This is a genomic window from Streptomyces sp. NPDC102259 (assembly GCF_044766465.1).
Lineage (GTDB): Bacteria > Actinomycetota > Actinomycetes > Streptomycetales > Streptomycetaceae > Streptomyces.
Map to the genome: position 1 here is coordinate 26,502 of NZ_JBIWMA010000003.1, position 21,151 is coordinate 47,652.

At 71.2% G+C, this 21,151-nt stretch carries 22 protein-coding genes; 12 read left to right on the top strand and 10 right to left on the bottom strand.

Features of this window, described 5'->3' with window-relative positions; translation table 11 throughout:
- Nucleotides 1–79: 79 nt before the first annotated feature.
- Genes ACIRPU_RS08830 through ACIRPU_RS08840 form a run of 3 tightly spaced genes read left to right on the top strand, consistent with a single transcriptional unit; the run spans nucleotide 80 to nucleotide 2,012 of the window.
- Nucleotides 80–1,054, top strand: a complete 975-nt coding sequence (locus ACIRPU_RS08830; RefSeq protein WP_403863666.1) for an AraC family transcriptional regulator — start codon at nucleotides 80–82, stop codon at nucleotides 1,052–1,054.
- Nucleotides 955–1,707, top strand: coding sequence for an AzlC family ABC transporter permease (locus ACIRPU_RS08835; protein ID WP_403863669.1), 753 nt, complete (start codon nucleotides 955–957; stop codon nucleotides 1,705–1,707). The genes ACIRPU_RS08830 and ACIRPU_RS08835 overlap by 100 nt, the downstream gene beginning before the upstream one ends.
- The gene (locus tag ACIRPU_RS08840) at nucleotides 1,704–2,012 is read left to right on the top strand and encodes an AzlD domain-containing protein (protein ID WP_403863672.1); all 309 of its coding nucleotides are present in this window, start codon (nucleotides 1,704–1,706) and stop codon (nucleotides 2,010–2,012) included. Before ACIRPU_RS08835 ends, ACIRPU_RS08840 begins: the two co-directional genes overlap by 4 nt.
- A gap of 58 nt (nucleotides 2,013–2,070) precedes the next feature.
- Here ACIRPU_RS08840 and ACIRPU_RS08845 read toward each other — a convergent pair whose 3' ends face one another.
- Nucleotides 2,071–3,015: a hypothetical protein gene (locus ACIRPU_RS08845; RefSeq protein ID WP_403863675.1), complete on the bottom strand. Its 945-nt coding sequence runs from the start codon at nucleotides 3,013–3,015 to the stop codon at nucleotides 2,071–2,073.
- A 79-nt stretch (nucleotides 3,016–3,094) separates the two neighbouring features.
- Here ACIRPU_RS08845 and ACIRPU_RS08850 point away from each other — a divergent pair, with 79 nt between their 5' ends.
- Both ACIRPU_RS08850 and ACIRPU_RS08855 read left to right on the top strand, forming a co-directional pair.
- On the top strand, nucleotides 3,095–3,289 hold the full coding sequence (locus tag ACIRPU_RS08850) for a DUF3046 domain-containing protein (RefSeq protein ID WP_171399881.1): 195 nt from the start codon (nucleotides 3,095–3,097) through the stop codon (nucleotides 3,287–3,289).
- A 60-nt stretch (nucleotides 3,290–3,349) separates the two neighbouring features.
- Entirely contained in the window at nucleotides 3,350–4,591 is a 1,242-nt protein-coding gene (locus ACIRPU_RS08855; RefSeq protein ID WP_403863678.1) for an AI-2E family transporter, read from the top strand.
- A gap of 13 nt (nucleotides 4,592–4,604) precedes the next feature.
- On the opposite strand, the gene ACIRPU_RS08860 is transcribed toward ACIRPU_RS08855, so the two are convergent.
- The gene (locus ACIRPU_RS08860; protein WP_403863681.1) at nucleotides 4,605–5,447 is read right to left on the bottom strand and encodes a hypothetical protein; all 843 of its coding nucleotides are present in this window, start codon (nucleotides 5,445–5,447) and stop codon (nucleotides 4,605–4,607) included.
- A 356-nt stretch (nucleotides 5,448–5,803) separates the two neighbouring features.
- Between ACIRPU_RS08860 and recA the strand changes: the two genes are divergently transcribed.
- From recA to ACIRPU_RS08885, 5 genes are all read left to right on the top strand, one after another.
- Entirely contained in the window at nucleotides 5,804–6,943 is a 1,140-nt protein-coding gene (recA, locus tag ACIRPU_RS08865; protein WP_403863683.1) for a recombinase RecA, read from the top strand.
- 3 nt (nucleotides 6,944–6,946) lie between these two features.
- Nucleotides 6,947–7,738: a recombination regulator RecX gene (gene recX / locus ACIRPU_RS08870; protein WP_403863686.1), complete on the top strand. Its 792-nt coding sequence runs from the start codon at nucleotides 6,947–6,949 to the stop codon at nucleotides 7,736–7,738.
- Nucleotides 7,739–7,836: 98 nt separating this feature from the next.
- Nucleotides 7,837–8,541 carry a winged helix-turn-helix domain-containing protein gene (locus ACIRPU_RS08875; protein ID WP_403863689.1) on the top strand — a complete coding sequence of 235 codons (705 nt, stop codon included), beginning with the start codon at nucleotides 7,837–7,839 and terminating at the stop codon, nucleotides 8,539–8,541.
- Complete coding sequence (locus tag ACIRPU_RS08880; RefSeq protein ID WP_403863692.1) at nucleotides 8,538–11,072, top strand: ABC transporter permease; 2,535 nt, start codon at nucleotides 8,538–8,540, stop codon at nucleotides 11,070–11,072. Before ACIRPU_RS08875 ends, ACIRPU_RS08880 begins: the two co-directional genes overlap by 4 nt.
- Nucleotides 11,073–11,252: 180 nt before the next feature.
- Nucleotides 11,253–12,227: a sugar ABC transporter substrate-binding protein gene (locus tag ACIRPU_RS08885; RefSeq protein ID WP_403863695.1), complete on the top strand. Its 975-nt coding sequence runs from the start codon at nucleotides 11,253–11,255 to the stop codon at nucleotides 12,225–12,227.
- A gap of 21 nt (nucleotides 12,228–12,248) precedes the next feature.
- Here ACIRPU_RS08885 and ACIRPU_RS08890 read toward each other — a convergent pair whose 3' ends face one another.
- The 8 genes from ACIRPU_RS08890 to ACIRPU_RS08925 all read right to left on the bottom strand — a co-directional run bounded on the left by ACIRPU_RS08890 (nucleotide 12,249) and on the right by ACIRPU_RS08925 (nucleotide 18,726).
- Complete coding sequence (locus ACIRPU_RS08890; RefSeq protein ID WP_403865034.1) at nucleotides 12,249–12,668, bottom strand: rhodanese-like domain-containing protein; 420 nt, start codon at nucleotides 12,666–12,668, stop codon at nucleotides 12,249–12,251.
- Nucleotides 12,659–13,189 (bottom strand): cysteine dioxygenase, encoded by a 531-nt coding sequence (locus ACIRPU_RS08895; RefSeq protein ID WP_403863698.1) that lies wholly within the window; start codon nucleotides 13,187–13,189, stop codon nucleotides 12,659–12,661. The genes ACIRPU_RS08890 and ACIRPU_RS08895 overlap by 10 nt, the downstream gene beginning before the upstream one ends.
- A gap of 97 nt (nucleotides 13,190–13,286) precedes the next feature.
- Nucleotides 13,287–13,373: a putative leader peptide gene (locus tag ACIRPU_RS08900; protein WP_311605579.1), complete on the bottom strand. Its 87-nt coding sequence runs from the start codon at nucleotides 13,371–13,373 to the stop codon at nucleotides 13,287–13,289.
- Nucleotides 13,374–13,539: 166 nt separating this feature from the next.
- Nucleotides 13,540–15,162 (bottom strand): FAD-dependent monooxygenase, encoded by a 1,623-nt coding sequence (locus tag ACIRPU_RS08905; RefSeq protein WP_403863701.1) that lies wholly within the window; start codon nucleotides 15,160–15,162, stop codon nucleotides 13,540–13,542.
- 175 nt (nucleotides 15,163–15,337) lie between these two features.
- Nucleotides 15,338–16,240, bottom strand: coding sequence for an amino acid ABC transporter permease (locus ACIRPU_RS08910; RefSeq protein WP_403863704.1), 903 nt, complete (start codon nucleotides 16,238–16,240; stop codon nucleotides 15,338–15,340).
- On the bottom strand, nucleotides 16,237–16,902 hold the full coding sequence (locus tag ACIRPU_RS08915) for an amino acid ABC transporter permease (protein ID WP_355703490.1): 666 nt from the start codon (nucleotides 16,900–16,902) through the stop codon (nucleotides 16,237–16,239). The genes ACIRPU_RS08910 and ACIRPU_RS08915 overlap by 4 nt, the downstream gene beginning before the upstream one ends.
- Before the next feature lie 109 nt (nucleotides 16,903–17,011).
- Nucleotides 17,012–17,872: a glutamate ABC transporter substrate-binding protein gene (locus ACIRPU_RS08920; RefSeq protein WP_403863707.1), complete on the bottom strand. Its 861-nt coding sequence runs from the start codon at nucleotides 17,870–17,872 to the stop codon at nucleotides 17,012–17,014.
- A gap of 77 nt (nucleotides 17,873–17,949) precedes the next feature.
- The gene (locus ACIRPU_RS08925) at nucleotides 17,950–18,726 is read right to left on the bottom strand and encodes an amino acid ABC transporter ATP-binding protein (RefSeq protein WP_384117135.1); all 777 of its coding nucleotides are present in this window, start codon (nucleotides 18,724–18,726) and stop codon (nucleotides 17,950–17,952) included.
- Nucleotides 18,727–19,040: 314 nt separating this feature from the next.
- Between ACIRPU_RS08925 and ACIRPU_RS08930 the strand changes: the two genes are divergently transcribed.
- Together ACIRPU_RS08930 and ACIRPU_RS08935 are read left to right on the top strand one after the other, a co-directional pair.
- The gene (locus tag ACIRPU_RS08930) at nucleotides 19,041–19,727 is read left to right on the top strand and encodes a response regulator transcription factor (RefSeq protein ID WP_351766143.1); all 687 of its coding nucleotides are present in this window, start codon (nucleotides 19,041–19,043) and stop codon (nucleotides 19,725–19,727) included.
- Nucleotides 19,728–19,739: 12 nt separating this feature from the next.
- A complete protein-coding gene (locus ACIRPU_RS08935) occupies nucleotides 19,740–21,146 on the top strand; it encodes an ATP-binding protein (RefSeq protein ID WP_403863710.1) in 1,407 nt (468 codons plus the stop codon).
- The last annotated feature ends 5 nt before the right edge of the window (nucleotides 21,147–21,151 follow it).

Consider the following 21,151-nt stretch of genomic DNA (forward strand, 5'->3'; position numbering starts at 1 on the left):
AGGTCCGGTGGGTCGGGGGCGCGGAGCACAGTGGCTCGGGTGGCCGGTGGTCCGGTGGCGTGTCGCGGAGAATGGGCAGGTGGTGCATTCGGGTTCTGGATCGGGTGAGCTGGCGCGGCACTGGCGGTATGCGGAGCTGCCCGGCGTCGATCTGCTGCGGGCCCGGTACGTCCGCAAGACGTTCGTGAGGCACACCCACGAGCACTTCGTGATCGCCGCCATCGCCGAGGGGGTGGAGGTCTTTCACCACCGTGGGGCCGATCAGTACGCGGGGGCGGGAACCCTCGCACTGGTCAACCCGGACACTCCGCACACCGGGCGGGCCGGGGTGCCGCAGGGCTGGCGGTACGGAGCCGTGTATCCGTCGCCCGAGGTGGTGGCCGAGATCGCGGCCGAGACCACGACCCTTCGGGGCGCCCCGGGATTCGTCAGCCCCGTGCTGGACGACGCGTACGCCGTCGGGCTGGTGCACCAGGTGCTCCGAGCCGCTGAGGAGGGCAACGCGCTGGCCGCCGACACGCTGCTGCGGGTGGCGGTGACGCGGCTGCTGCGGCTCAACGGCGGACCGCTGCCCCAGCGGGAGGTGCGGTCGGCCGGAGCGCGCATCGCCGCACGCGCGCGTGGCGTGCTGGAGGAGCGGTTGGCCGATCCGCCGACGCTGGAGGAGCTGGCCGCGGACCTGGGGACCAGCTCGTTCGCGCTGCTGCGGGCCTTCCGGGACGTGTACGGGCTGCCGCCCCACGCCTGGCTGACCGACGCCCGTGTACGGCGGGCGAGGCGGCTGCTGGACGCGGGGACCGCACCCGCGGAGGCGGCCGTCGCGGTGGGGTTCACCGACCAGCCGCACCTCAACCGGCACTTCGCCCGGATCGTCGGAGTCCCTCCGGGGGCGTACCAGCGTGAGCGCAAGAACGTACAAGACATGACCGGAGGGCTGCTCGTACCGTCGGGGTCGTGGCAGAACAGACAGCTCTCACGGACATACGCGCCGACGGCGGAGGACGGCCCGACGCCGCCGTCGTACGGGACGCCCTCGGGGTCGGGATCGCCGTAGGACTCTCGGGGTTCGCCTTCGGGGTGACCTCGGCGGGCAGCGGACTCTCGGTGTGGCAGACCTGCGCGCTCAGTCTCCTCGTCTTCACCGGTGCGTCCCAGTTCGCGCTCGTCGGGGCGCTGGCGGCGGGCGGCAATCCCCTGACGGCGGCCGCGGGCGCCTTCTTCCTGGGTGTGCGCAACGCCTTCTACGGCCTGCGTCTGTCGCAGTCGCTGGCGCTCCCGCGCGCGGTGCGCCCGTTCGCCGCCCAGTGGGTGATCGACGAGACGGCGGCGGTCTCCCTCGCCCAGCCCGGACGGCGTGCCGCGCGCATCGGCTTCGGCGTCACCGGGCTGACCCTCTACGTGCTGTGGAACCTCACCACGCTGCTGGGCGCCCTGGGCGCCGAGGCCATCGGGGACACGGACGCGTGGGGGCTCGACGCGGCCGGGCCCGCCGTCTTCCTGGCGCTGCTCGCGCCCATGCTGAAGACCACCGCCGAGCGGGCCGTCGCCGGACTCGCGGTGCTCCTGGGGCTGGGCCTGCTGCCCGTGCTGCCCGCCGGAGTGCCTGTGCTGGCGGCCGCGCTCGCCGCGCCCGTCGTGCTGTACCTCGAGGGTCGGCGCCGGGTCGGCGGGGCCGACCGGGTCGACACGGGGGAGGAGAAGCGTTGAACACCTGGATCGCGATCGCCGCGACCGCTCTCGGCTGCTACGCCGTCAAGCTCGCCGGCCTGCTCGTGCCCGCGGGCCTTCTCGAACGGCCCGTCGTCAGGCGGTTCGCCGCCCTGCTCCCTGTCGCCCTGCTGGCCGCCCTCACCGCCCAGCAGACCTTCGCGGACGGGCAGGCGCTCGTGCTGGACGCGAGGGCCGCGGGGCTCACCGCGGCTGTCGTCGCCCTCATCCTGCGGGCTCCCTTCCTGCTGGTCGTCGCGGCCGCTGTGCTGGTGACGGCGGGGGTGCGGGCCCTGGGTGGGTGAGAGACAGGGCAGGACGGCCGGTCCGGGTGATGGGCGGCGCCGGCGGCACGGGCGGGGATCAGCCGATGGCGCGGCCGTAGGCCCTGAGGGTGCGCAGGGCCTCGATCGTCACGATGGGGCGGGCCTCCAGGGCGGTGCCCGGCGCCCAGCGGCGCCACCGGATGGGCCAGCCGCCGTCCGGCCGCTGATCGTCGGCGAGATGGTCCAGGGAGCGCTCCATCTCGTCGTCGGTGAACCACGCCCGCGCGAGGGAGTGCGGTGTCCGCGCGAAGTCGTACGGGAAGTGGTGCTCGCCGGGGGCGTAGCCGGGTGCGACCGGATACGCGTCCAGGTGGTCCGGGTCCAGCACGGCGAGCCGGTGCGCGCGCACCAGGCGGCCCAGACGGTCGGCGGCCGCCTCCGCGCGCGGGCGGTCGGAGGCGGAGTCCAGGAAGGCCACGGCGGCCTGGATCTCGTACGGGTGGGACCGCTCCAGGGAGTCCACCGCCTGCCAGCAGAAGTCCGTGGCCCTGAACAGCCAGGCGTGCCATACGTCGTTGCGGTGCAGCAGACCCACGACCGGACCGGTGGACAGGAGTTCGCTGGGCGGGTCGTCCACGATCGGGATGAAGGGCGCCGCCGGGTACCCGCGCTGGCTGGGATGGACCGCCGGCAGCGCGCCGTCGCCGGTCGAGACCGAGGTCAGGTAGCGGCACACCCGATCCACGCGCCGGCCGCCGAGGCGCCCGACGGAGTCCAGGACGCGCAGCGCCCGCGCGGTGTGCAGGGGCTGGCTCACGGGGCCGCGCAGATCGGGCTCCAGCGCGTGGCCGTATCCGCCGTCCTCGTTGCGGTAGGCGTCGAGCGCGGTCTCGACGGGGTCGGCGGCGCCGTGCAGGAAGTCGTGCGCGAAGAGGCGCTGCTCCAGCACGCGCGCGGTGAGCCAGACGAAGTGCTCGGCGCGGAAGAGCGGGGAGCGCGCCGGGGGCGTCGGGGGGAGTGGGGATGCTCCGGATTCGGCCATGCGTCAGACCGTAGGGCGGAAAGCGGTATCGGCAGGCGGTCCCGGCGAGGGCCACCCCCGCGCGCGGGATACTGATGTCATGCGGTTGACGGTCTTCTGGCAGCGAATGGACGAGCACTTCGGCGCGGGGTACGCCGAGACGTTCGCGCGCGATCACGTGATGGCGGAACTCGGCGGACGCACGGTGCACGAGGCGCTGGCGCACGGCTGGGAGGCCAAGGACGTGTGGCGCGTGGTGTGCACGGTGATGAACGTTCCACAGGAGATGCGCTGATCCCACAAGAAGATCGCAGGCGGTTCTCCGATTGTCGGTGGCGTAGGCGAGACTTGGCCCGTGGCACCCACTGACGAGACCGGACAGGTCGCCCGGCACACATCCCGGCTCGGCGCGACGCCGCCCACCGGGCCGCCCCCGGCCGACGGCGGCGCCGGTCAGGGCGCGCGCATGCCACGCTGGCTTCCGCGCGCCATGGTGCTCGCGCTCGCTCTCATCGGTGTGTTCCAACTGGGCCTCTGGGCCTTCCACCAGCTCATCGGTCTGCTGCTCAACATCATGATCGCGTTCTTCCTGGCCCTCGCCATAGAGCCGGCGGTCAGTCGGATGTCGGCCCGCGGGATGCGCAGGGGGTTGGCCACCTTCCTGGTCTTCTTCGGCCTGCTGATCGTGGTCGCCGGCTTCTTCACCCTGCTGGGCTCGATGCTCGCGGGTCAGATCATCAAGATGATCGAGGGCTTCCCGGAGTACCTCGACTCGGTGATCAACTGGGTCAACACCACGTTCCACACCGACCTCAGGCGTGTGGACATCCAGGAGGGCCTGCTCCACTCCGAGTGGCTGAAGAAGTACGCCCAGAACAGCGCCGCCGGGGTGCTGGACGTCTCCACGCAGGTCCTCGGCGGTCTCTTCCGGCTGCTGACCATCGCCCTGTTCTCGTTCTACTTCGCCGCCGACGGACCACGCCTGCGCCGCGCGCTGTGCTCCGTCCTGCCGCCCGCCCGGCAGGCCGAGGTGCTGCGGGCGTGGGAGATCGCCGTCGACAAGACCGGCGGCTATCTGTACTCGCGCGGGCTGATGGCGTTGATCTCAGGCGTCGCGCACTACGTGTTGCTCGAGGCCCTCGGCATCCCGTACGCGCCCGTGCTCGCCGTCTGGGTCGGCGTGGTCTCGCAGTTCATCCCCACCATCGGCACCTATCTCGCGGGCGCCCTGCCCATGCTGATCGCCTTCACCGTCTCGCCCCTGTACGCGCTGTGGGTGCTCATCTTCGTCGTGGTCTACCAGCAGTTCGAGAACTACATGCTTCAGCCCAAGCTGACCTCGAAGACCGTCGACATCCACCCCGCCGTCGCCTTCGGCTCCGTCATCGCGGGCACCGCCCTGCTCGGCGCCGTCGGCGCGCTGATCGCCATCCCGGCGGTCGCGACGCTCCAGGCGTTCCTGGGCGCCTACGTGAAGCGTTACGACGTCACGGACGACCCCCGCGTCCACGGACACCGGGGGCGCGGGGAGGGCCCGCTCACGCGCGCGCGGCGGCTGTGGGGGCGGGTGCGGCACCGTCGGGACGGGTCCGGCTGAGGGGGAGCGGCAGTCAGTACCTGAGGACCGCCCACGCTCCGGCCGCGACGACCGCGGCCGTGTAGCAACCCACCGCAGCGGCCACGATCCGCCGGCGTAGGGCCTCGCTCCAGGGCGTGCGGGACAGCAGCCGGGCCAGGGCGGGCAGCACCAGGACGGCGTGCAGGCTCACCCCGTGCAAGGGCTTGAGCGAGGCCGTCGAGTGGTACGCCGCCTCCTGGTGTCCGGTGCGGGTGAGCACGACACCGCGCGCGATCATCGCCGCCCCCGAGGCGAGCGCGACGAGCAGGATCGCGAAACCGGAGCGCACCGCGAGGGCCATCCCGGCCGGGCCTGTCGGCCGGTGCCGGAAGGACGCCAAGGCGAACCAGGCGAGCAGCACCACGAGGACCCCGCCGCCGACCGCCAGCGTCATGGACACGGCCGTGTCGAAGGGCGTCTCCATGTCCAGGTGCGAGGGCACTTTGCGCCATGCCTGGAGGGTGATGCCGGCGACCTCCACGACGCAGTCCGCGGCGAAGACCCCGAGCAGCGCGGCGCGCAGCCGTGGTCCGACACGCACGTACGAGGTGACCCGGACGACCGCGAGGAGCGTCACCCCGAAGGAGAGTCCGAAGGTCACCGGCTTGCGCCAGGAGACGGGTCCGCTCCAGGGGCCGCCGTCGACGGCGAATACCGCGAGATGGACGAGCCCGGAAAGGATCAGCGCGAGCGCCGTCGCCTCGTAGAGGTGGTATCGGCGGGATCGGGGGTACCGGACGTCCTGGTGGCACCGGCTGTCCGGGGGACGTGGGTGCGGGATCGGGTGCCCGGTCTCCGCTCCGCCGCGGGCGTGCCCGGTCTTCTGCTGGTCCATGCACCGAGCGTCCCTGCCACGTCGTCCACCGTCGTCGTCCTGCCGAAGACACCCGCCGTACGTCCGGGGAAGTAGCCGGGGTCGCCCGGGACGAAGGCATGCGTGAGCCGGATCGGGGGGCGTTGTCGGCGTGTGAACGTAGCCTCGGAAGTGCCGCGTGGTGCGCTTGACACGGAAATCGAACATCCATTCTTATTAAGGCACCGGTGAGACGCTGGTCGGGTGTTCTGTCCTGGTTTGGATGGAGAAGCGCCCGAGTTATCCACAGGCCGGACCGGCGTCGGGGCGCATTGTCAGTGGCAGGCGTTAGCGTCTTTGACGTGAAGCGATCGACTCAAGCAAACCGGGTGGAACCCATGGCAGGAACCGACCGCGAGAAGGCACTGGATGCCGCACTCGCACAGATTGAACGGCAGTTCGGCAAGGGCGCCGTGATGCGTCTCGGCGAGCGACCGAACGAGCCCATCGAGGTCATCCCCACCGGGTCGACCGCACTCGACGTCGCCCTCGGGGTCGGCGGGCTGCCGCGTGGCCGCGTGGTGGAGGTGTACGGCCCGGAGTCCTCCGGTAAGACGACGCTGACGCTGCACGCCGTGGCGAACGCGCAGAAGGCCGGCGGCCAGGTCGCCTTCGTGGACGCGGAGCACGCCCTCGACCCCGAGTACGCGAAGAAGCTGGGCGTCGACATCGACAACCTGATCCTCTCGCAGCCGGACAACGGCGAGCAGGCCCTCGAGATCGTGGACATGCTGGTTCGCTCCGGCGCCCTCGACCTCATCGTCATCGACTCCGTCGCCGCGCTCGTCCCGCGCGCCGAGATCGAGGGCGAGATGGGAGACAGCCACGTCGGTCTCCAGGCCCGTCTGATGAGCCAGGCACTGCGGAAGATCACCAGCGCGCTCAACCAGTCCAAGACCACCGCGATCTTCATCAACCAGCTCCGCGAGAAGATCGGCGTGATGTTCGGCTCCCCGGAGACCACGACCGGTGGTCGGGCGCTGAAGTTCTACGCCTCGGTGCGCCTCGACATCCGGCGTATCGAGACCCTGAAGGACGGTACGGACGCGGTCGGCAACCGCACCCGCGTCAAGGTCGTCAAGAACAAGGTCGCGCCGCCCTTCAAGCAGGCCGAGTTCGACATCCTCTACGGGCATGGCATCAGCCGCGAGGGCGGTCTGATCGACATGGGCGTGGAGAACGGCTTCGTCCGCAAGGCCGGCGCCTGGTACACGTACGAGGGCGACCAGCTGGGACAGGGCAAGGAGAACGCCCGTAACTTCCTGAAGGACAACCCCGACCTCGCCAACGAGATCGAGAGGAAGATCAAGGAGAAGCTGGGCGTCGGCGTGCGTCCGGAGGAGCCTGCCGCCGAGCCGGCCGCGGTCGCCTCGGCCACCTCGGCCACCCCGGGCACGCCCGCGGAAGACGCCGCCAAGACGGTTCCGGCTGCCGCGGCCAAGACGGCCAAGACCAAGGCCGCGGCTACCAAGAGCTGATCCGTGACGCGACGAACGGACTGGGCCGAGTACGTCCCCCCCGACACTCCCCGGGGGGCGGGGGGCGGGGTCGACGGCGGCCCCGCCCAGGCCGGCGACGACCGGCCGGAGAGCGGCTCGCACCGCGCTGACGGGACGGTCGGCGACGCCCGGCCCCGTAGCGGCCGGGCGCGGCGCGGCGACGAAGGAGGTCCACGCGGTGGGCGTGGGCGCCGTCGGCGCGGCTTCGCAGAACCGTCCGCCGAGGACGAAGGCGCCTCCTCCTCGTCGAGGGCCGAGCAGGGGGAGCCTTCAGGGGACCCGGCTGAGCGGGCACGGGCGATCTGCCTGCGCCTGCTCACCGGGACCCCGCGCACCCGTAAGCAACTCGCCGACGCCCTGCGCAAGCGGGAGATCCCGGACGACGTGGCGGAGGAGGTGCTCTCGCGGTTCGAGGAGGTCGGGCTGATCAACGACGGCGCCTTCGCGGACGCCTGGGTGGAATCCCGGCACCACAGCCGGGGGCTGGCCCGACGAGCGCTCGCCCAGGAGCTGCGGACCAAGGGGGTCGACTCGGAGCTCATCGAAGAGGCCGTCGCCCAACTCGACTCCGACCAGGAGGAGGAGACGGCGCGCGAGCTCGTCGCCCGCAAGCTGCGCTCGACCCGCGGTCTCGACCGCGACAAACGGCTGCGCCGCCTCGCCGGCATGCTCGCACGCAAGGGCTATCCCGAGGGCATGGCCCTGCGGGTGGTCCGACGGGCGCTGGAGGAGGAGGGCCAGGACACGGAGTTCCTGGACGACGAGGGGTTCTGAACGAGACGTTCGCCGGCAGTGGGGTGGGGACAACCCCCCACTGAGGACGCCGGGCCGCCGCAGTGCACAGGCATCTGTGCACAGGCGAGTGTGTACGCATGCCTCAGGAACCCGGTGCCAACGAGCCCCCGGACGCGGAACACGCCTCCGCGGCCCCCGTCGAACTCGGCGACCTCGCCGCTCTCAGGGCGCTCGCCCAGCCGCGTCGTCAGCGCATGCTCGAACACCTCACCCTGCACGGCCCTGCCACCTCGGCGACGCTCGCCCGCGCCCTCGGCCTGAACACCGGATCCACCAGCTACCACTTGCGTGAGCTGGCCAGATACGGCTTCGTCGAGGAGACCGACGCAGAGAGGTCCGCGCACCGGGGCGAGAACCCGGCCGAAGCGCGGCACGCGGAGCCGTCCACGCATCGGGAGCGCTGGTGGCGGGCGGTCCCCGGGGACCGCCGGTTCCCACCGCGCAGCCGTCAGAGTCCCGAGATGCGGCTCGTCATGGACGAGCTGAACCACCATGCCTACGCGGCCGATCTGGACCTCTTCGAGCGGCTCCAGCGGGACGCGGAGGGCGACGACCCGTGGGCGGACGCCTTTCCCTACTCACGCGGCACCATCCGGCTCACGCTGCCCGAACTCCGGGACTTCTTCGAGGAGTACATCGCTCTCCTCAACCGCTACAAGCGACCCGCATCAACGACGCCTCCGGGCGCGCGCACCCTCCTCACCCGCTTCCTCGCCTTCCCCACCTCCCCTCCCGACTCCGCCCCCTGCGTCAGCGACGGAAGAGAGGCCGATCCCTCATGATGCTGCGCTATGCCCTGAAGACCGTTCGTGCCCGCAAAGCGGGCTTCCTGGGGGCCTTTCTCGCGCTGCTGTGCGCGGCCGCCCTGATCAGCGCGTGCGGGACCCTCCTGGAGACGGGGCTGCGGGGCACCATCCGCACCGAGCGCTATGCCGCGTCGCCGGTCGTGGTCTCCGCCGACCAGAACGTCCACCGGACCACCGTCAAGCACAAGAAGGGCAAGACCAAGGTCAAGCACAAGGCCAAACCCATCGCCGAACGCGCCTGGCTCCCGGCCGACCTCGAGCGCAGACTCGCCACGGCACCCGGTGTCGCTCGTGTGATCCCCGAACTCACCTTCCTCGCCGAGCCGTTGACCACCTCCGGTACCCCGGACGCCGACGGCAGGCCGGCCTACGGCCACGCCTGGGACTCCGCCGCGCTGACGCCGTACCGGCTCACCGCGGGCACCGCTCCCGCAGCCGCCACCGACGTGGTCGTCGACCGCGACCTCGCCGTACGCGCCGGCCTCGCCCCCGGCGACCGGATCACCGTCCAGTCGACACAGGCCCCGCGCACCTACCGCGTCTCGGGCATCGCCGCCCCCGCCGCAGCCGTACGCCACCAGAGCGCCCTCTTCTTCTCCACCGACGAGGCCCGCCGTCTCGCCGCACACCCGGGGCAGGTCACCGCGTTCGGCGTGCTGCCGAAGGCGGGCATCGGGCCGAGCCGGCTCCGCGAGGCCCTGGCCGCGGCGCTGCACGGCACCGGAGTCCAGGTCAGCACCGGTGACGACCGAGGCCCCGTCGAGTTCCTCGACGCTGCCGCGGCCCGCGTCAGGCTGGTCAGCATGGGCGGAGCGATGGGAGGCACCTCGCTGCTCGTGGCGGTCCTGGTGGTCGTCGGGACCTTCGCGCTCTCCGTCCAGCAGCGCGAGCGCGAACTCGCCCTGCTGCGGGCCATCGCCGCCACCTCCGGGCAGATCCGCGGCCTTCTCGGGCGCGAGGCCCTGATCGTGGCGCTGGCCGCGGGCACGGCCGGAGCTCTCCTGGGGCTTCCTCTGGGGGGTTGGCTGCACGGCAGGTTCGTCGCCCTCGGTGCCGTACCGGCCACGCTTCAGCACACCGTGAGTGCCCTCCCTCCGCTCGCCGCGGTCGCCGCGACCCTGTTCGGCGCCTGGGCCTCGGCGCGGATCGCCTCCCGCCGAGTGGCCCGGATCCGTCCGGCCGAGGCATTGGCCGAGGCGCGGACCGAGCGCACCCGGCCCGCCTGGGGGCGCCTTCTCGCCGGCCTGTTGTTGCTCGCCGCCGGGGCGGTCCTCGTCACCCTGCTCGGCTTCCTGCGCACCGAGCCCGCCTCGACGCCCGTGACATTCCTCGCCGTCGTCGTACTGTCCACCTCCGTCGCGCTGCTCGGACCGCTCCTGGTCAAGGCGGCCGCTCTTCTCCTCGGTCCGCTGCGCCTGACCGGTCCCAGCGGCAGGCTCGCCACCGCCAACCTTCACGGGAACGCCGCCCGCATGGCCTCCGTCGTCACCCCTCTCACCCTGCTCATCGGCATGACCTGCACGGTGCTGTTCGTCCAGCCCACCCTCGGCGACGCGGCCCGCGCCGAGGTCCGCGAGGGCGTACGCGCCGACTGGGTCGTCGCCTCCCAGGGGCCCGGTGTGCCCGGCGAGGCGGCACGACGACTGCGTAGGCAGCACGACGTCGTCACCGAGGTGGTCCGTACGACCGTCAGGGTCGGCCTCGACAAGTACGCGGCCCAGGGCGTCACTCCGGCCGCCGTCAGCCGTACCTGGGACCCCGATGTCACCGCCGGCTCCCTCGACGGGCTCACCGAGCACACCGTCGCCGTCAGTGAACTGGCCGCGGACCAGCTCCACCTGGCGCCGGGAAGCACCCTGAAGCTCACGCTCGGCGACGGCACGCCCGCCACACTCACCGTCGCCGCCGTCTACGCCAGGGGTCTCGGCTTCGGCGACCTCACCTTCGCGCACGACCTGGTCGCCCGCCACGTCGACAACCCGCTCGCCTCCTCCCTGCTCGTCAGCACGACCCGTACACAGACACAACTAGCGACTACACTGCGTGAGTTCCCGGGACTCAGGGTGATTTCCCCGGCCGTCGCCGACGCGCTGCGGGCCGAGCGGCAACAGACGAACGCGGAGGTCGACTTCCTGGCCATGGGGCTGATGCTGGCGTTCACGGCCATCGCCGTGGTCAACACGCTCGCCATGTCGGTCGCCGAGCGGGTGCGGGAGTTCGCACTGTTGCGCCTCGCGGGGGCGACCCGTCGTCAGGTGCTGCGCATGCTGCGTACCGAGGCCCTGTCGGTCCTGCTCCTGGCCGTCGCCCTCGGCAGCGCCATCGCCGTGGCGGTCCTGACCGCGTTCAGCATCGGCATGACCGGGCGGGCGGCCCCGGCGGTCGTACCGCTCGTGTACGCCACGGTGGTCGCCGGGGCCGGGCTTCTCGCGCTGATCGCCACCGCCGTGCCGGGACGCGTGGCGCTCAGGGTGCGCGCGGTGACGGTGGCGACCGCGAAGGAGTGAGCGACGCTCCACCTCCCCGCCGGGAGGCGTGATCTCCGAGACCCCCTGGGAGCGCAGGATTACCTTGCGCTCCCAGGAGGGTGAGTTCGTCCGGCCTGCCGGTACCGTCTGCTGCCGCCCGTGAACCCCCCTCTCTCCTGCGGGGGTTGTCTCCCGCACCTCCTGACAGGCGGCCTTGCCATGCCCGTGCCCACCCGCTCCCGAAGACCGTTCGTCGTCTCCGCCCTCGGCGCCGGTCTGCTGCTCACCGGCTGTGGAGTGTGGCCCTCACAGGCCTCGGCGCCCGCGGGCGCGGTCAAGGGCAGGATCACGCTGGGCTTCGTCAACGGCGGTACCACCGAATTCCATACGTGCCTCCAGGAGTCCGTCGAGCGGACGGCCCGCAACAACGGTGTCCATCTGCTGACGGCCAACTCGCGCCAGGACGGCGCCACGGAGGTCTCCAACATCGAGGACATGATCGCCCGCAAGGTGGACGCGCTGGTCGTACAGACCGTCGACGTCGACGCCCTCAAGGGGGACATCGCCGAGGCGAAGGCCGCCGGGGTGCCGATCTTCCTCACCTCGGTGGCCCCTGACGACACGTCCGATCTCCTGGGGGCCGTCGTGGTAGACCTGAAGGAGGTGGGGAAGCTGGACGCCGGGTGGATCGAGCGGGACGCCGCCGGCCGCGAGGTCGGCGTCGCCGTGATCGCGGGAGCCCCCGGTGCCGCCTCCGACGTGCTCACCGAGGCCTTCACCAAGAGGCTGCCGGACAACGCCGAGGTGGTCGCGAGCCGGCCCGGCATGTACGACCCCGTCAAGGCGCGGACGGTCGCCGCGGCCATGATCAAGGAGAATCCCGGCCTGGACTACGCCTTCGTCGCCAACGAGGAGATGGCGTTCGCCGCCCGCAAGGCATTCGACGCGGCCGGTGCCGAGGACGTCAGGATCGTGACGGTCAACGGCACCGACGAGGCGCTGGCCGCGCTCAAGGCCGGCAGTCTCGCCGCCACCGTCTCCAACTCGGCCGCGGACACCGGCGAACTGGCGGTGCAGAACGTCGTCTCCCTGCTGCGCAGGGACAACAGGGCCGACAAGATCGACAAGACGCCCGTCCGCCTGGTCACCAGGGACAACGCGGACACTGCCCCGCTGTACTGTCCGCGGGACTGAGCCCGGCGCACCACAGTCCCGCTACGACGTCACGGGGAGCCCCGCCGCCCGCCACGCCTGGAAGCCGCCGACGAGGTCGGTGGTCCGGTGCAGCCCCAACTGGTGCAGGGAGGCGGCGGCCAGGCTCGACGCGTAGCCCTCGTTGCAGATCACGATCGCCCGCACTTCATGACTCGCGGCCTCGGGGAGGCGATGACTGCCCTGGGGGTCGAGACGCCACTCCAGTTCGTTGCGCTCGACGACCAGGGCACCGGGGATCAGACCGTCCCGCTCGCGCAGGGCCGCGTACCGGATGTCGATGAGCAGCGCCTCACCCGCGCGGGCGGCCTCGTACGCCTCCCGCGCCTCCACGCGCGCGTACCCCTCACGCACCCGCTCGAGCAGCTCGTCCACACCCGTCGGCCGCTCCTCCCGAGATGCGCCCGGGCCGCTCACTGCCAGTCCTCCGGGCGCTCGACCTGCTCCAGCCGCAGGACGTGTCCCGTACGGCTGTAGCGGCGGATGCGGGGCAGCGGGGGGTAGTAGGCGTGGACGGAGACGGCATGTTCCTCGGTGGACCGGTTGAGGACCTCGTGGACGTGGTGACGTCCGAAGGAGCGGCCCCGGCCGGCCGGCAGTGTGCGCTCCCGGTCCACGTCGTCCGTCAGTTCGAGGGTCTTCCAGCCGTCGGTGGGCAGCCGCGCGGCGAGCGAGTACTCCTGCAGCTCGCCCCGCGCGGTCAGGAACGCGCCGACCGAGTCGGCATGGTCGTGCCAGCCGGTGCCGGTGCCGGGCGGCCAGCCGATCAGCCAGGCCTCGCTGCCGCCGGGGCCCTCCAGGCGCACCCAGGTGCGGCCTTCCGGGTCGAGGGGGAGCGAGGCGATCAGCTCGGCGTCGGCGGCCGTGCGGCGGACGAAGTCGAGGAGGTCAGCCTGCGTGGGCGCGGCGACCGCGGCGGTGGGCACGGAGGGGGAGACAGACACGGATACCGTCCTGAGAACGTTCGCGGGAGCGCACGGCCGCGCACGAGACGAAAGTGCGCATCGGCGGCGCGCGCCGGTGGAAAAGGGGGATGCGAGTTCAGCAGGACGGGCGACACACGCAGCCCGCATAGCGGACGAGGTCCATATGGACCCTCCGCCACAGGCGCACATCGGTGTCGGTCACGATCCGGAGTACACCACGCCGGTGTACCCCGGTCAACTCACCGTCACCATGTGGACCGCACAGTCACAGCCGGTACGAGCGCGCGTTCGTCGCCCGGCTCTCCTCCGGTCGTCGGCCGGGCTTCGTATGGGCTGCGCACGGGCGTGCGCCGGGCGGGGCCCCGCCCTCACTTGGCCGCGGAGCCGGCCGTGGCACCCGCTTCGGACGTCTCCCGTGCCCCCTCCGGCCCGCCCACCGTCGCCTCCGCCGCCGCGTACAGGTCGGCCGGACGTACTCCGTTGAGCGCGGTGACCAGACGGCCGTCGGGCCGGATCAGCAGCACGGTGTGCGCGGCCGCGCCCGGATAGCTCTCGGCCACCAGCAGCTCGGCCGGGCTCGGCAGGGCCGTCACCGCAGCGGCGAGCCGGGGCATGATCCCGGCGCCCACCCAGTGCCTGCGCTCCCACACGCCGGTGCCCGGCGCGATCAGCAGGACGAGCAGGGCACCGCGTCCCAGCCGGTCCCGCAGCCGTACGAACGAGCCGTCCTCCGCGGTCACGCGCACGTCCTCGACCGGCGCGCCCGGAGGCGTGTCCACCGGCACCTCCGCCTCCAGGTGCCGGGGCGCCAGAGGCGAGCCGTCGTAGGCGCCCGGCGCGCCGAGCGGACCGCGGCCGAGGTGACCGTCGGTGAGCAGCACGTCGTGACCGCGGGCCGTGCCGGGGACGTACGCCCTTATGCCCGCGCCGCCGCGCAGCACCGGCAGCGCCTGGTCGGCGGCCCGCAGCCGGGCGGCGACGGCCGCGCGCCGCTCCGCCTGGTAGCTGTCGAGCAACGCCTCGTGCGACCCGTGGTGCCAGGCCAGGGCCAGTTTCCAGGCCAGGTTGTCGGCGTCCCGCAGGCCTTCGTCGAGGCCCTGGGTGCCGAGCGCGCCGAGCAGGTGCGCGGCGTCCCCGGCGACGAAGACCCGCCCCACGCGCCAGCGGCGGGCCAGCCGGTGGTGCACGGTGTGGACACCGGTGTCGAGCAGCTCGTACGGAGGCGTGGAACCGCCGCTCCAGCCCGCCAGGGTCTCGCGGATGCGGGCCACGAGCAGCTCGGGCGTGACGAGGTCCTTGCCGGGCGGCAGCAGCCAGTCCAGGCGCCAGACGCCGTCCGGCAGCGGGCGTCCGGTGACTTCCCCGGCGGAGGGGCCGGACACCCGCCACGGCGGTGTCCGATGGAGCAACGCTTCGTCGGGCCACGGAAGTTCCGTGCGCAGCGCGGCGACGGCGTGTCGTTCCACCGCCGTACGGCCGGGGAAGCGGATGTCGAGGAGTTTGCGGACCGTGGAGCGCGGGCCGTCGCAGCCGACCAGGTGGCTGCCGCGCCACCAGGTGCCCCGGGGGCCGCGCGTGTGGGCCGTGACGCCGGAAGGTTCCTGCTCGATGCTGTCCAGGCGGCTGTCCACGGCGACCTTCACCAGCCGCTGTCCCACCAGGGCGGCGCGCAGGACGCCCGTCAGCACGTGCTGGGCGATGTGCAGGGGAGCGGGATCCGCCGGGTCGTCGAAACTGACCTCGCGCGTCACCTGCTTGCGCCGCATCGACCGCCATCCGGCCCAGTGGACCCCGGCCTCCTCGAGGGACGCTCCGGTGAGCCGCTCGATGAGGGCGGCCGTGTCCTCCCGCAGGACGACGGTGCGCGCGAGCCGTGGCTCGTCCTTGCCGGGGCCCTCGTCGAGGACCACGGAGGGCACCTGCTGGCGCGCCAGCGCCAGGGCGAGCGTGAGCCCCACCGGCCCCGCTCCGACGATGATCACCGGGTCCACGGCGTGCCGCCCCCTGCCCGTGACGGTGTCCGCGGGGACGTAAGGGAACAAGAGGTAGGAGCAGGGTGCACGATCACAGAACGTATGCAACCCATTGCCGCTGCTTGCGTCAAGTGACGGAGGCAGCGGCGCGCACGCCACTGCCTCCGTACAGGTCACACCACTTGAGTGGACGTCAGGCCGACGCGCCGCTCCCGAAGCCGCCGCCGACCTCGGCCGCGTTCAGATCGTCCACCTTGTCGACGCCGAGCACCGCGCCCGTGCTGCGCTTGCTGCGCCGCAGGTAGCGCTCCAGCCAGCTCGCGAAGCTGGTGAGGATGAAGTTCAGCACGATGAACATGATCGCGACGACGATGAAGCTCGGGATCACGTTGGCGTAGTTGGCCGCCAGCGTGCCGCGGGAGTTGAGCAGCTCGGGGAACCCGAGCATCACGCCGCCGAGCGCGGTGTCCTTCACGATGACCACCAGCTGGCTGACGATCGCCGGGAGCATCGCGGTGACCGCCTGCGGAAGCAGGATGCTGCTCATCGTCTGGCCCTTGCGCAGGCCGATCGCGTACGCGGCCTCCGTCTGTCCCTTGGGCAGGGAGAGGATGCCGGCCCGGACGACCTCGGCGAGGACCGAGGCGTTGTAGAGCACCAGGCCGGTGACGACGGCGTAGAGCGGCCGGTCCTCGCTGGTGACGTCCGTGGAGCGGGCGTAGAACTCGTTGGCGAACAGCATCAGCAGCAGCACCGGGATCGACCGGAAGAACTCGACCACCGTGCCGGACACGGCCCGCACCCACCGGTGGTCGGACAGGCGGGCGATGCCGAAGACCGCGCCGAGCGGAAGGGCGATCACCATGGAGAGCGCGGCCGCTTTGAGCGTGTTCTCGAGGCCGGGCAGCAGGTACGTCGTCCAGGCCTCGGACTCGGTGAACGGCTTCCACAGCGCGGAGGTGAGCTGGTCCTTCTCGTCCATCGTCTGCCACACCCACCACAGGAGCAGGGCGAGCAGGACGGTGAAGACCACCGAGAAGAGGACGTTGCGCCGCTTGGCGCGGGGTCCGGGAGTGTCGTAGAGGACCGAGCTCATCGCTTCACCGCCAGTCGCTTGCTGAGCCAGCCGAGGAAGAGGCCGGTCGGCAGGGTCAGTACCACGAAGCCGAACGCGAAGACCGCGCCGATGAGCAGCGTCTGCGCCTCGTTCTCGATCATCGTCTTCATCAGGTAGGCGGCCTCGGCGACGCCGATGGCGGCCGCCACCGTGGTGTTCTTGGTCAGGGCGATCAGGACGTTCGCCAGCGGCCCGATGACCGAGCGGAACGCCTGGGGAAGCACGATGAGCGTCAGGGTCTGGGTGAAGCTCAGCCCGATGGCCCGGGCCGCCTCCGCCTGCCCCATGGGCACCGTGTTGATGCCGGAGCGGATCGCCTCGCACACGAAGGCCGCGGTGTAACCGATCAGACCGAGCACGGCGAGCCGGAAGCCCTGGACCTTGAAGTCCTCCGCGCCCAGGGTCATTCCGAAGACGTCGGCCAGGCCGAGCGAGCTGAAGAGGATGATGACCGTCAGGGGGATGTTCCGGACGATGTTGACGTAGGCGGTGCCGAACCCGCGCATCAGCGGGACCGGACTGACCCGCATTCCGGCCAGCAGGGTGCCCCAGATCAGGGAGCCCACGGCGGAGAGGGCGGTGAGCTTCACCGTCATCCAGAACGCCCCTAGGACGTCGTAACCATCAAGAAAGTCGAACACGATCTCCCGCGCTTCCGGGTGGGTGGCCTATGAGGAGGGCGGGGCGCGCCGCCGCCGTGATCGCGACGGACGGCGGCGCACCGCAGGTACCCCGCTGGGTGAGCTGTCGTTACGAGGCGTTCGGGACGATGACGCCGATCTTCGGGGCAGCCTCGTTCTTGTAGCCCGCCGGGCCGAAGTTGGCGTCGACGGCCTTCTGCCACGAGCCGTCGCTGACCATCTGCTCCAGCGCCTTGTTGATCTTTTCCACGGTCGCGGTGTCGCCCTTCTTGACGCCGACGCCGTAGTTCTCGTTGCTGAGCTTCAGGCCCGCGAGCTTGAACTTGCCCTTGTACTGGTCCTGCGCGGCGAAGCCGGCGAGGATCGAGTCGTCAGTGGTGACCGCGTCCACGGAGCCGTTCTGGAGGCCGGCGATGCACTCCGAGTAGGAGCTCACCTCCTTGAGGTTCGCCTTGGGGGCGATCGACTTCTGCACGTTCTGCGCCGAGGTCGAACCGGTCACGGAACACAGGTTCTTGCCGTTGAGGTCGTCGCCCTTGGCGATCTTCGAGTCCGTCTTGACCAGCAGGTCCTGGTGGGCCAGCAGGTACGGGCCGGCGAAGTCGACCTTCTGCTTGCGCTCGTCGTTGATCGAGTAGGTGGCCGCGATGAACTTCACGTCACCGCGCGCGAGGGCGTTCTCGCGGTCGGCGCTCTTCGTCTCGACGAACTCGATCTGGTCCGGCTCGTAGCCGAGCTGCTTGGCGACGTAGGTCGCGACGTCCACGTCGAAGCCGGCGAAGGACCCGTCGGGCTTCTTCAGACCGAGGCCGGGCTGGTCGTACTTGATGCCGACCTTGATCTTGCCGCCGCCGCCGCTGGAGCTGCTGCTGCCGCTGTCGTCCTTGTTGTCGTCGCCACCACAGGCGGTCGCGGTCAGGGCGAGGACGAGGGCTACGGCGGAGGCGGCGGTGACCTTGCGAAGCTTCATGAGGAACTTCCTTAGAAGAGTGGTGAAGTACTGCGTGCGGTGCGGGTTCCGTCAGTGATGCAGGTCAGCGCTGCAGGTCAGTGGTGCAGGATCTTCGACAGGAAGTCCTTGGCACGGTCGCTGCGCGGATTGCTGAAGAACTGGTCGGGCGCAGCCTCTTCGACGATGCGTCCGTCCGCCATGAACACCACGCGGTTTGCAGCCGATCGTGCGAAACCCATCTCGTGGGTGACGACGATCATCGTCATGCCGTCCCTGGCCAGCTGCTGCATGACTTCGAGGACCTCGTTGATCATCTCGGGGTCCAGGGCCGACGTCGGCTCGTCGAAGAGCATGACCTTCGGGTCCATCGCCAGCGCCCGCGCGATGGCGACGCGCTGCTGCTGACCGCCGGAGAGCTGCGCGGGGTACTTCTCGGCCTGGGTGGCCACACCGACCCGGTCGAGGAGGGCGCGCGCCTTCTCCTCGGCCTTCTTCTTGTCGGCCTTGCGGACCTTGATCTGGCCGAGCATCACGTTCTCGAGCACGGTCTTGTGCGCGAACAGGTTGAACGACTGGAACACCATGCCGACGTCGGCGCGCAACCGGGCCAGTGCCTTGCCCTCCTGGGGCAGCGGCTTCCCGTCGATGGTGATCGCGCCGTCGTCGATCGTCTCCAGGCGGTTGATGGTGCGGCACAGGGTCGACTTGCCGGACCCGGAGGGTCCGATGACCACGACGACCTCGCCGCGGTCGATCGTGAGGTCGATGTCCTGGAGAACGTGCAACGCGCCGAAGTGCTTGTTGACGCTCTTCAGGACGACCAGTTCACCGCTCGCGACCGCGTCTTCCTTGGTCACCGATACTTCGGTCATCGCTCTGGTGCTCCGTCCTCCTCGGTTTCGGAGGACAGTAGTGACCTGCCGCGACCAGCGTCATTACATCTGAGGGGAATCTGAGCATCACGATCCGATAGCAATCGGACACGTGTCGTAGCACTTGCGACCTGCGGGCGTATCGGGCGGATAACGGAAGCCGGGTGCAACCGGAACCCTCTTGACTGCGTCCTCGTCCATCAGCGTGACTGCCATGATGCACACACGCGTGTGCCCGCGTTTTTCCGACCGAAGAACCGAACACCCGTTTTAGTGAGTCAGACCGTATGACCGATGAACCGGAGGAGGCCGGCATGAGACTGCTGCTCGTCGAGGACGACAACCACGTCGCCGCCGCCCTGTCCGCGGTCCTGAAGCGGCACGGTTTCGACGTCACCCACGCGCGCAGTGGCGAGGAGGCGCTCCAGGCGCTCGTCCCGGAGGGCCCCGGCTTCAGTGTCGTGCTGCTCGACCTGGGCCTTCCCGACCAGGACGGATACGAGGTCTGCGGCAAGATCCGCAAGCGCACCGCCACCCCGGTGATCATGGTGACCGCCCGCTCCGACGTGCGCTCCCGCATCCACGGCCTCAACCTGGGCGCCGACGACTACGTGGTGAAGCCGTACGACACCGGGGAGCTGCTCGCCCGTATCCACGCCGTCAGCCGCCGCACCGTCCACGAGGACCCGGAGGCCGGCGGGGAGGACGCGCTGCGCCTGGGCCCCGTGCACATCGAACTGCCCACCCGGCGCGTCACGGTCGACGGTTCGGTCGTCCAGCTGACCCGCAAGGAGTTCGACCTCCTGGCGCTGCTCGCCCAGCGTCCCGGTGTGGTCTTCCGCCGCGAGCAGATCATCAGTGAGGTGTGGCGCACCAGCTGGGAGGGGACCGGGCGCACCCTGGAGGTGCACGTGGCCTCGCTGCGCGCCAAGCTGCGCATGCCCGCGCTGATCGAGACCGTACGCGGCGTCGGCTACCGGCTCGTCGCCCCGGGCGCGTAGCGGGGACCGCGGTTGCGTACTCGTCTTCTGCCGCTGCTCATCGTGCTGATGGCGGCCGTGCTGCTGGCCCTCGGGGTGCCGCTGGCCGTCAGCGTGGCGGGCGCCCAGCAACAGAACGTGGTCGTCGACCGCATCGACGACACCGCGCGGTTCGCGGCGCTCGCCCAGTTCGTCACCGCCTCGTCGGGAGTCAACGACTCCGCGTCGGCCACGAACGAACGACGCGCGACGCTCAGCAGGGAGCTCGACAGCTACTACGACGTCTACGGCATTCGCGCCGGTGTCTTCTACGGCACCGACACCCCCATGGCTCATGCCCCCAGCGACTGGTACCTCCCCGAAACGGGGGAGGTGCGGGAAGCCTTCGAGGAGGCGCTGCTCAGCCGTCGCAGCCACGACCCCCGGCAGGTGTGGCCGTGGCAGCGCAACCGGCTCGTCGTGGCGTCTCCGGTCATCCGGGACGGTGACGTCGTCGCCGTCGTCGTCACCGATTCGCCCACCGGGCCGATGCGGTCGCGGATCCTGCACGGCTGGCTGGTCGTCGGCGCGGGCGAGATCGCCGCGATGCTGCTGGCCATCGGCGCCGCCCTGCGGCTGACCGGCTGGGTGCTGCGACCGGTACGGGTCCTGGACGCCACCACCCACGAGATCGCGAGCGGCCGCCTGAAGTCCCGGGTCGCGGTGGCCGGTGGGCCCCCGGAACTCCGGCGGCTGGCCGGGGCGTTCAACGAGATGGCGGACAACGTCGAGGACGTGCTGGAGCAGCAGCGCGCCTTCGTCGCCGACGCCTCGCACCAGCTGCGCAACCCGCTCGCCGCACTGCTGCTGCGCATCGAACTGCTCGGGTACGAACTCCCGGAGGGCAACGAGGAGATCGCCTCCGTCCAGAACGAGGGCAAGCGACTGGCCCAGGTCCTGGACGACCTGCTCGACCTGGCCCTGGCCGAGCACGCCGAGGCCGACCTGCGGGTCACCGACATCGGCGCGCTGGCCGCCGAGCGCGTGGCCGCCTGGGCGCCCACCGCCGCGGCCAAGGGCGTCCGGCTGGTCGGCGACTGCCCGCCCACCACGGCATGGGCCGACCCGGTGACGCTGTCCAGCGCGCTGGACGCCGTGATCGACAACGCCGTGAAGTTCACCCCGCGGGGGGAGAACGTCACGGTCACCGTCGCGGCCGACGGCGAGACGTCGACCGTCGTCGTCACCGACAACGGGCCGGGGCTGACCGACGAGGAACTCACCCGTGTGGGCGACCGTTTCTGGCGCAGCGGCCGCCACCAGAACATCAAGGGCTCGGGGCTGGGCCTGTCCATCTCCAAGGCCCTGCTCGCGGCGGGCGGCGGCTCCCTCTCCTACGCCCACCACGAGCCCGGTGGACTGACGGCGACGGTGTCCGTGCCGAGGTCGCCGACGTCGTAGCCGGC

Bases quoted from the DNA above. Each gene is read 5' to 3' on its own strand.
- ACIRPU_RS08845 (WP_403863675.1), bottom strand. From the start codon at position 3,015: ATGGCCGAATCCGGAGCATCCCCACTCCCCCCGACGCCCCCGGCGCGC.
- ACIRPU_RS08850 (WP_171399881.1), top strand. From the start codon at position 3,095: ATGCGGTTGACGGTCTTCTGGCAGCGAATGGACGAGCACTTCGGCGCG.
- ACIRPU_RS08860 (WP_403863681.1), bottom strand. From the start codon at position 5,447: ATGGACCAGCAGAAGACCGGGCACGCCCGCGGCGGAGCGGAGACCGGG.
- recA (WP_403863683.1), top strand. From the start codon at position 5,804: ATGGCAGGAACCGACCGCGAGAAGGCACTGGATGCCGCACTCGCACAG.
- ACIRPU_RS08875 (WP_403863689.1), top strand. From the start codon at position 7,837: ATGCCTCAGGAACCCGGTGCCAACGAGCCCCCGGACGCGGAACACGCC.
- ACIRPU_RS08880 (WP_403863692.1), top strand. From the start codon at position 8,538: ATGATGCTGCGCTATGCCCTGAAGACCGTTCGTGCCCGCAAAGCGGGC.
- ACIRPU_RS08885 (WP_403863695.1), top strand. From the start codon at position 11,253: ATGCCCGTGCCCACCCGCTCCCGAAGACCGTTCGTCGTCTCCGCCCTC.
- ACIRPU_RS08910 (WP_403863704.1), bottom strand. From the start codon at position 16,240: ATGAGCTCGGTCCTCTACGACACTCCCGGACCCCGCGCCAAGCGGCGC.
- ACIRPU_RS08920 (WP_403863707.1), bottom strand. From the start codon at position 17,872: ATGAAGCTTCGCAAGGTCACCGCCGCCTCCGCCGTAGCCCTCGTCCTC.
- ACIRPU_RS08925 (WP_384117135.1), bottom strand. From the start codon at position 18,726: ATGACCGAAGTATCGGTGACCAAGGAAGACGCGGTCGCGAGCGGTGAA.
- ACIRPU_RS08930 (WP_351766143.1), top strand. From the start codon at position 19,041: ATGAGACTGCTGCTCGTCGAGGACGACAACCACGTCGCCGCCGCCCTG.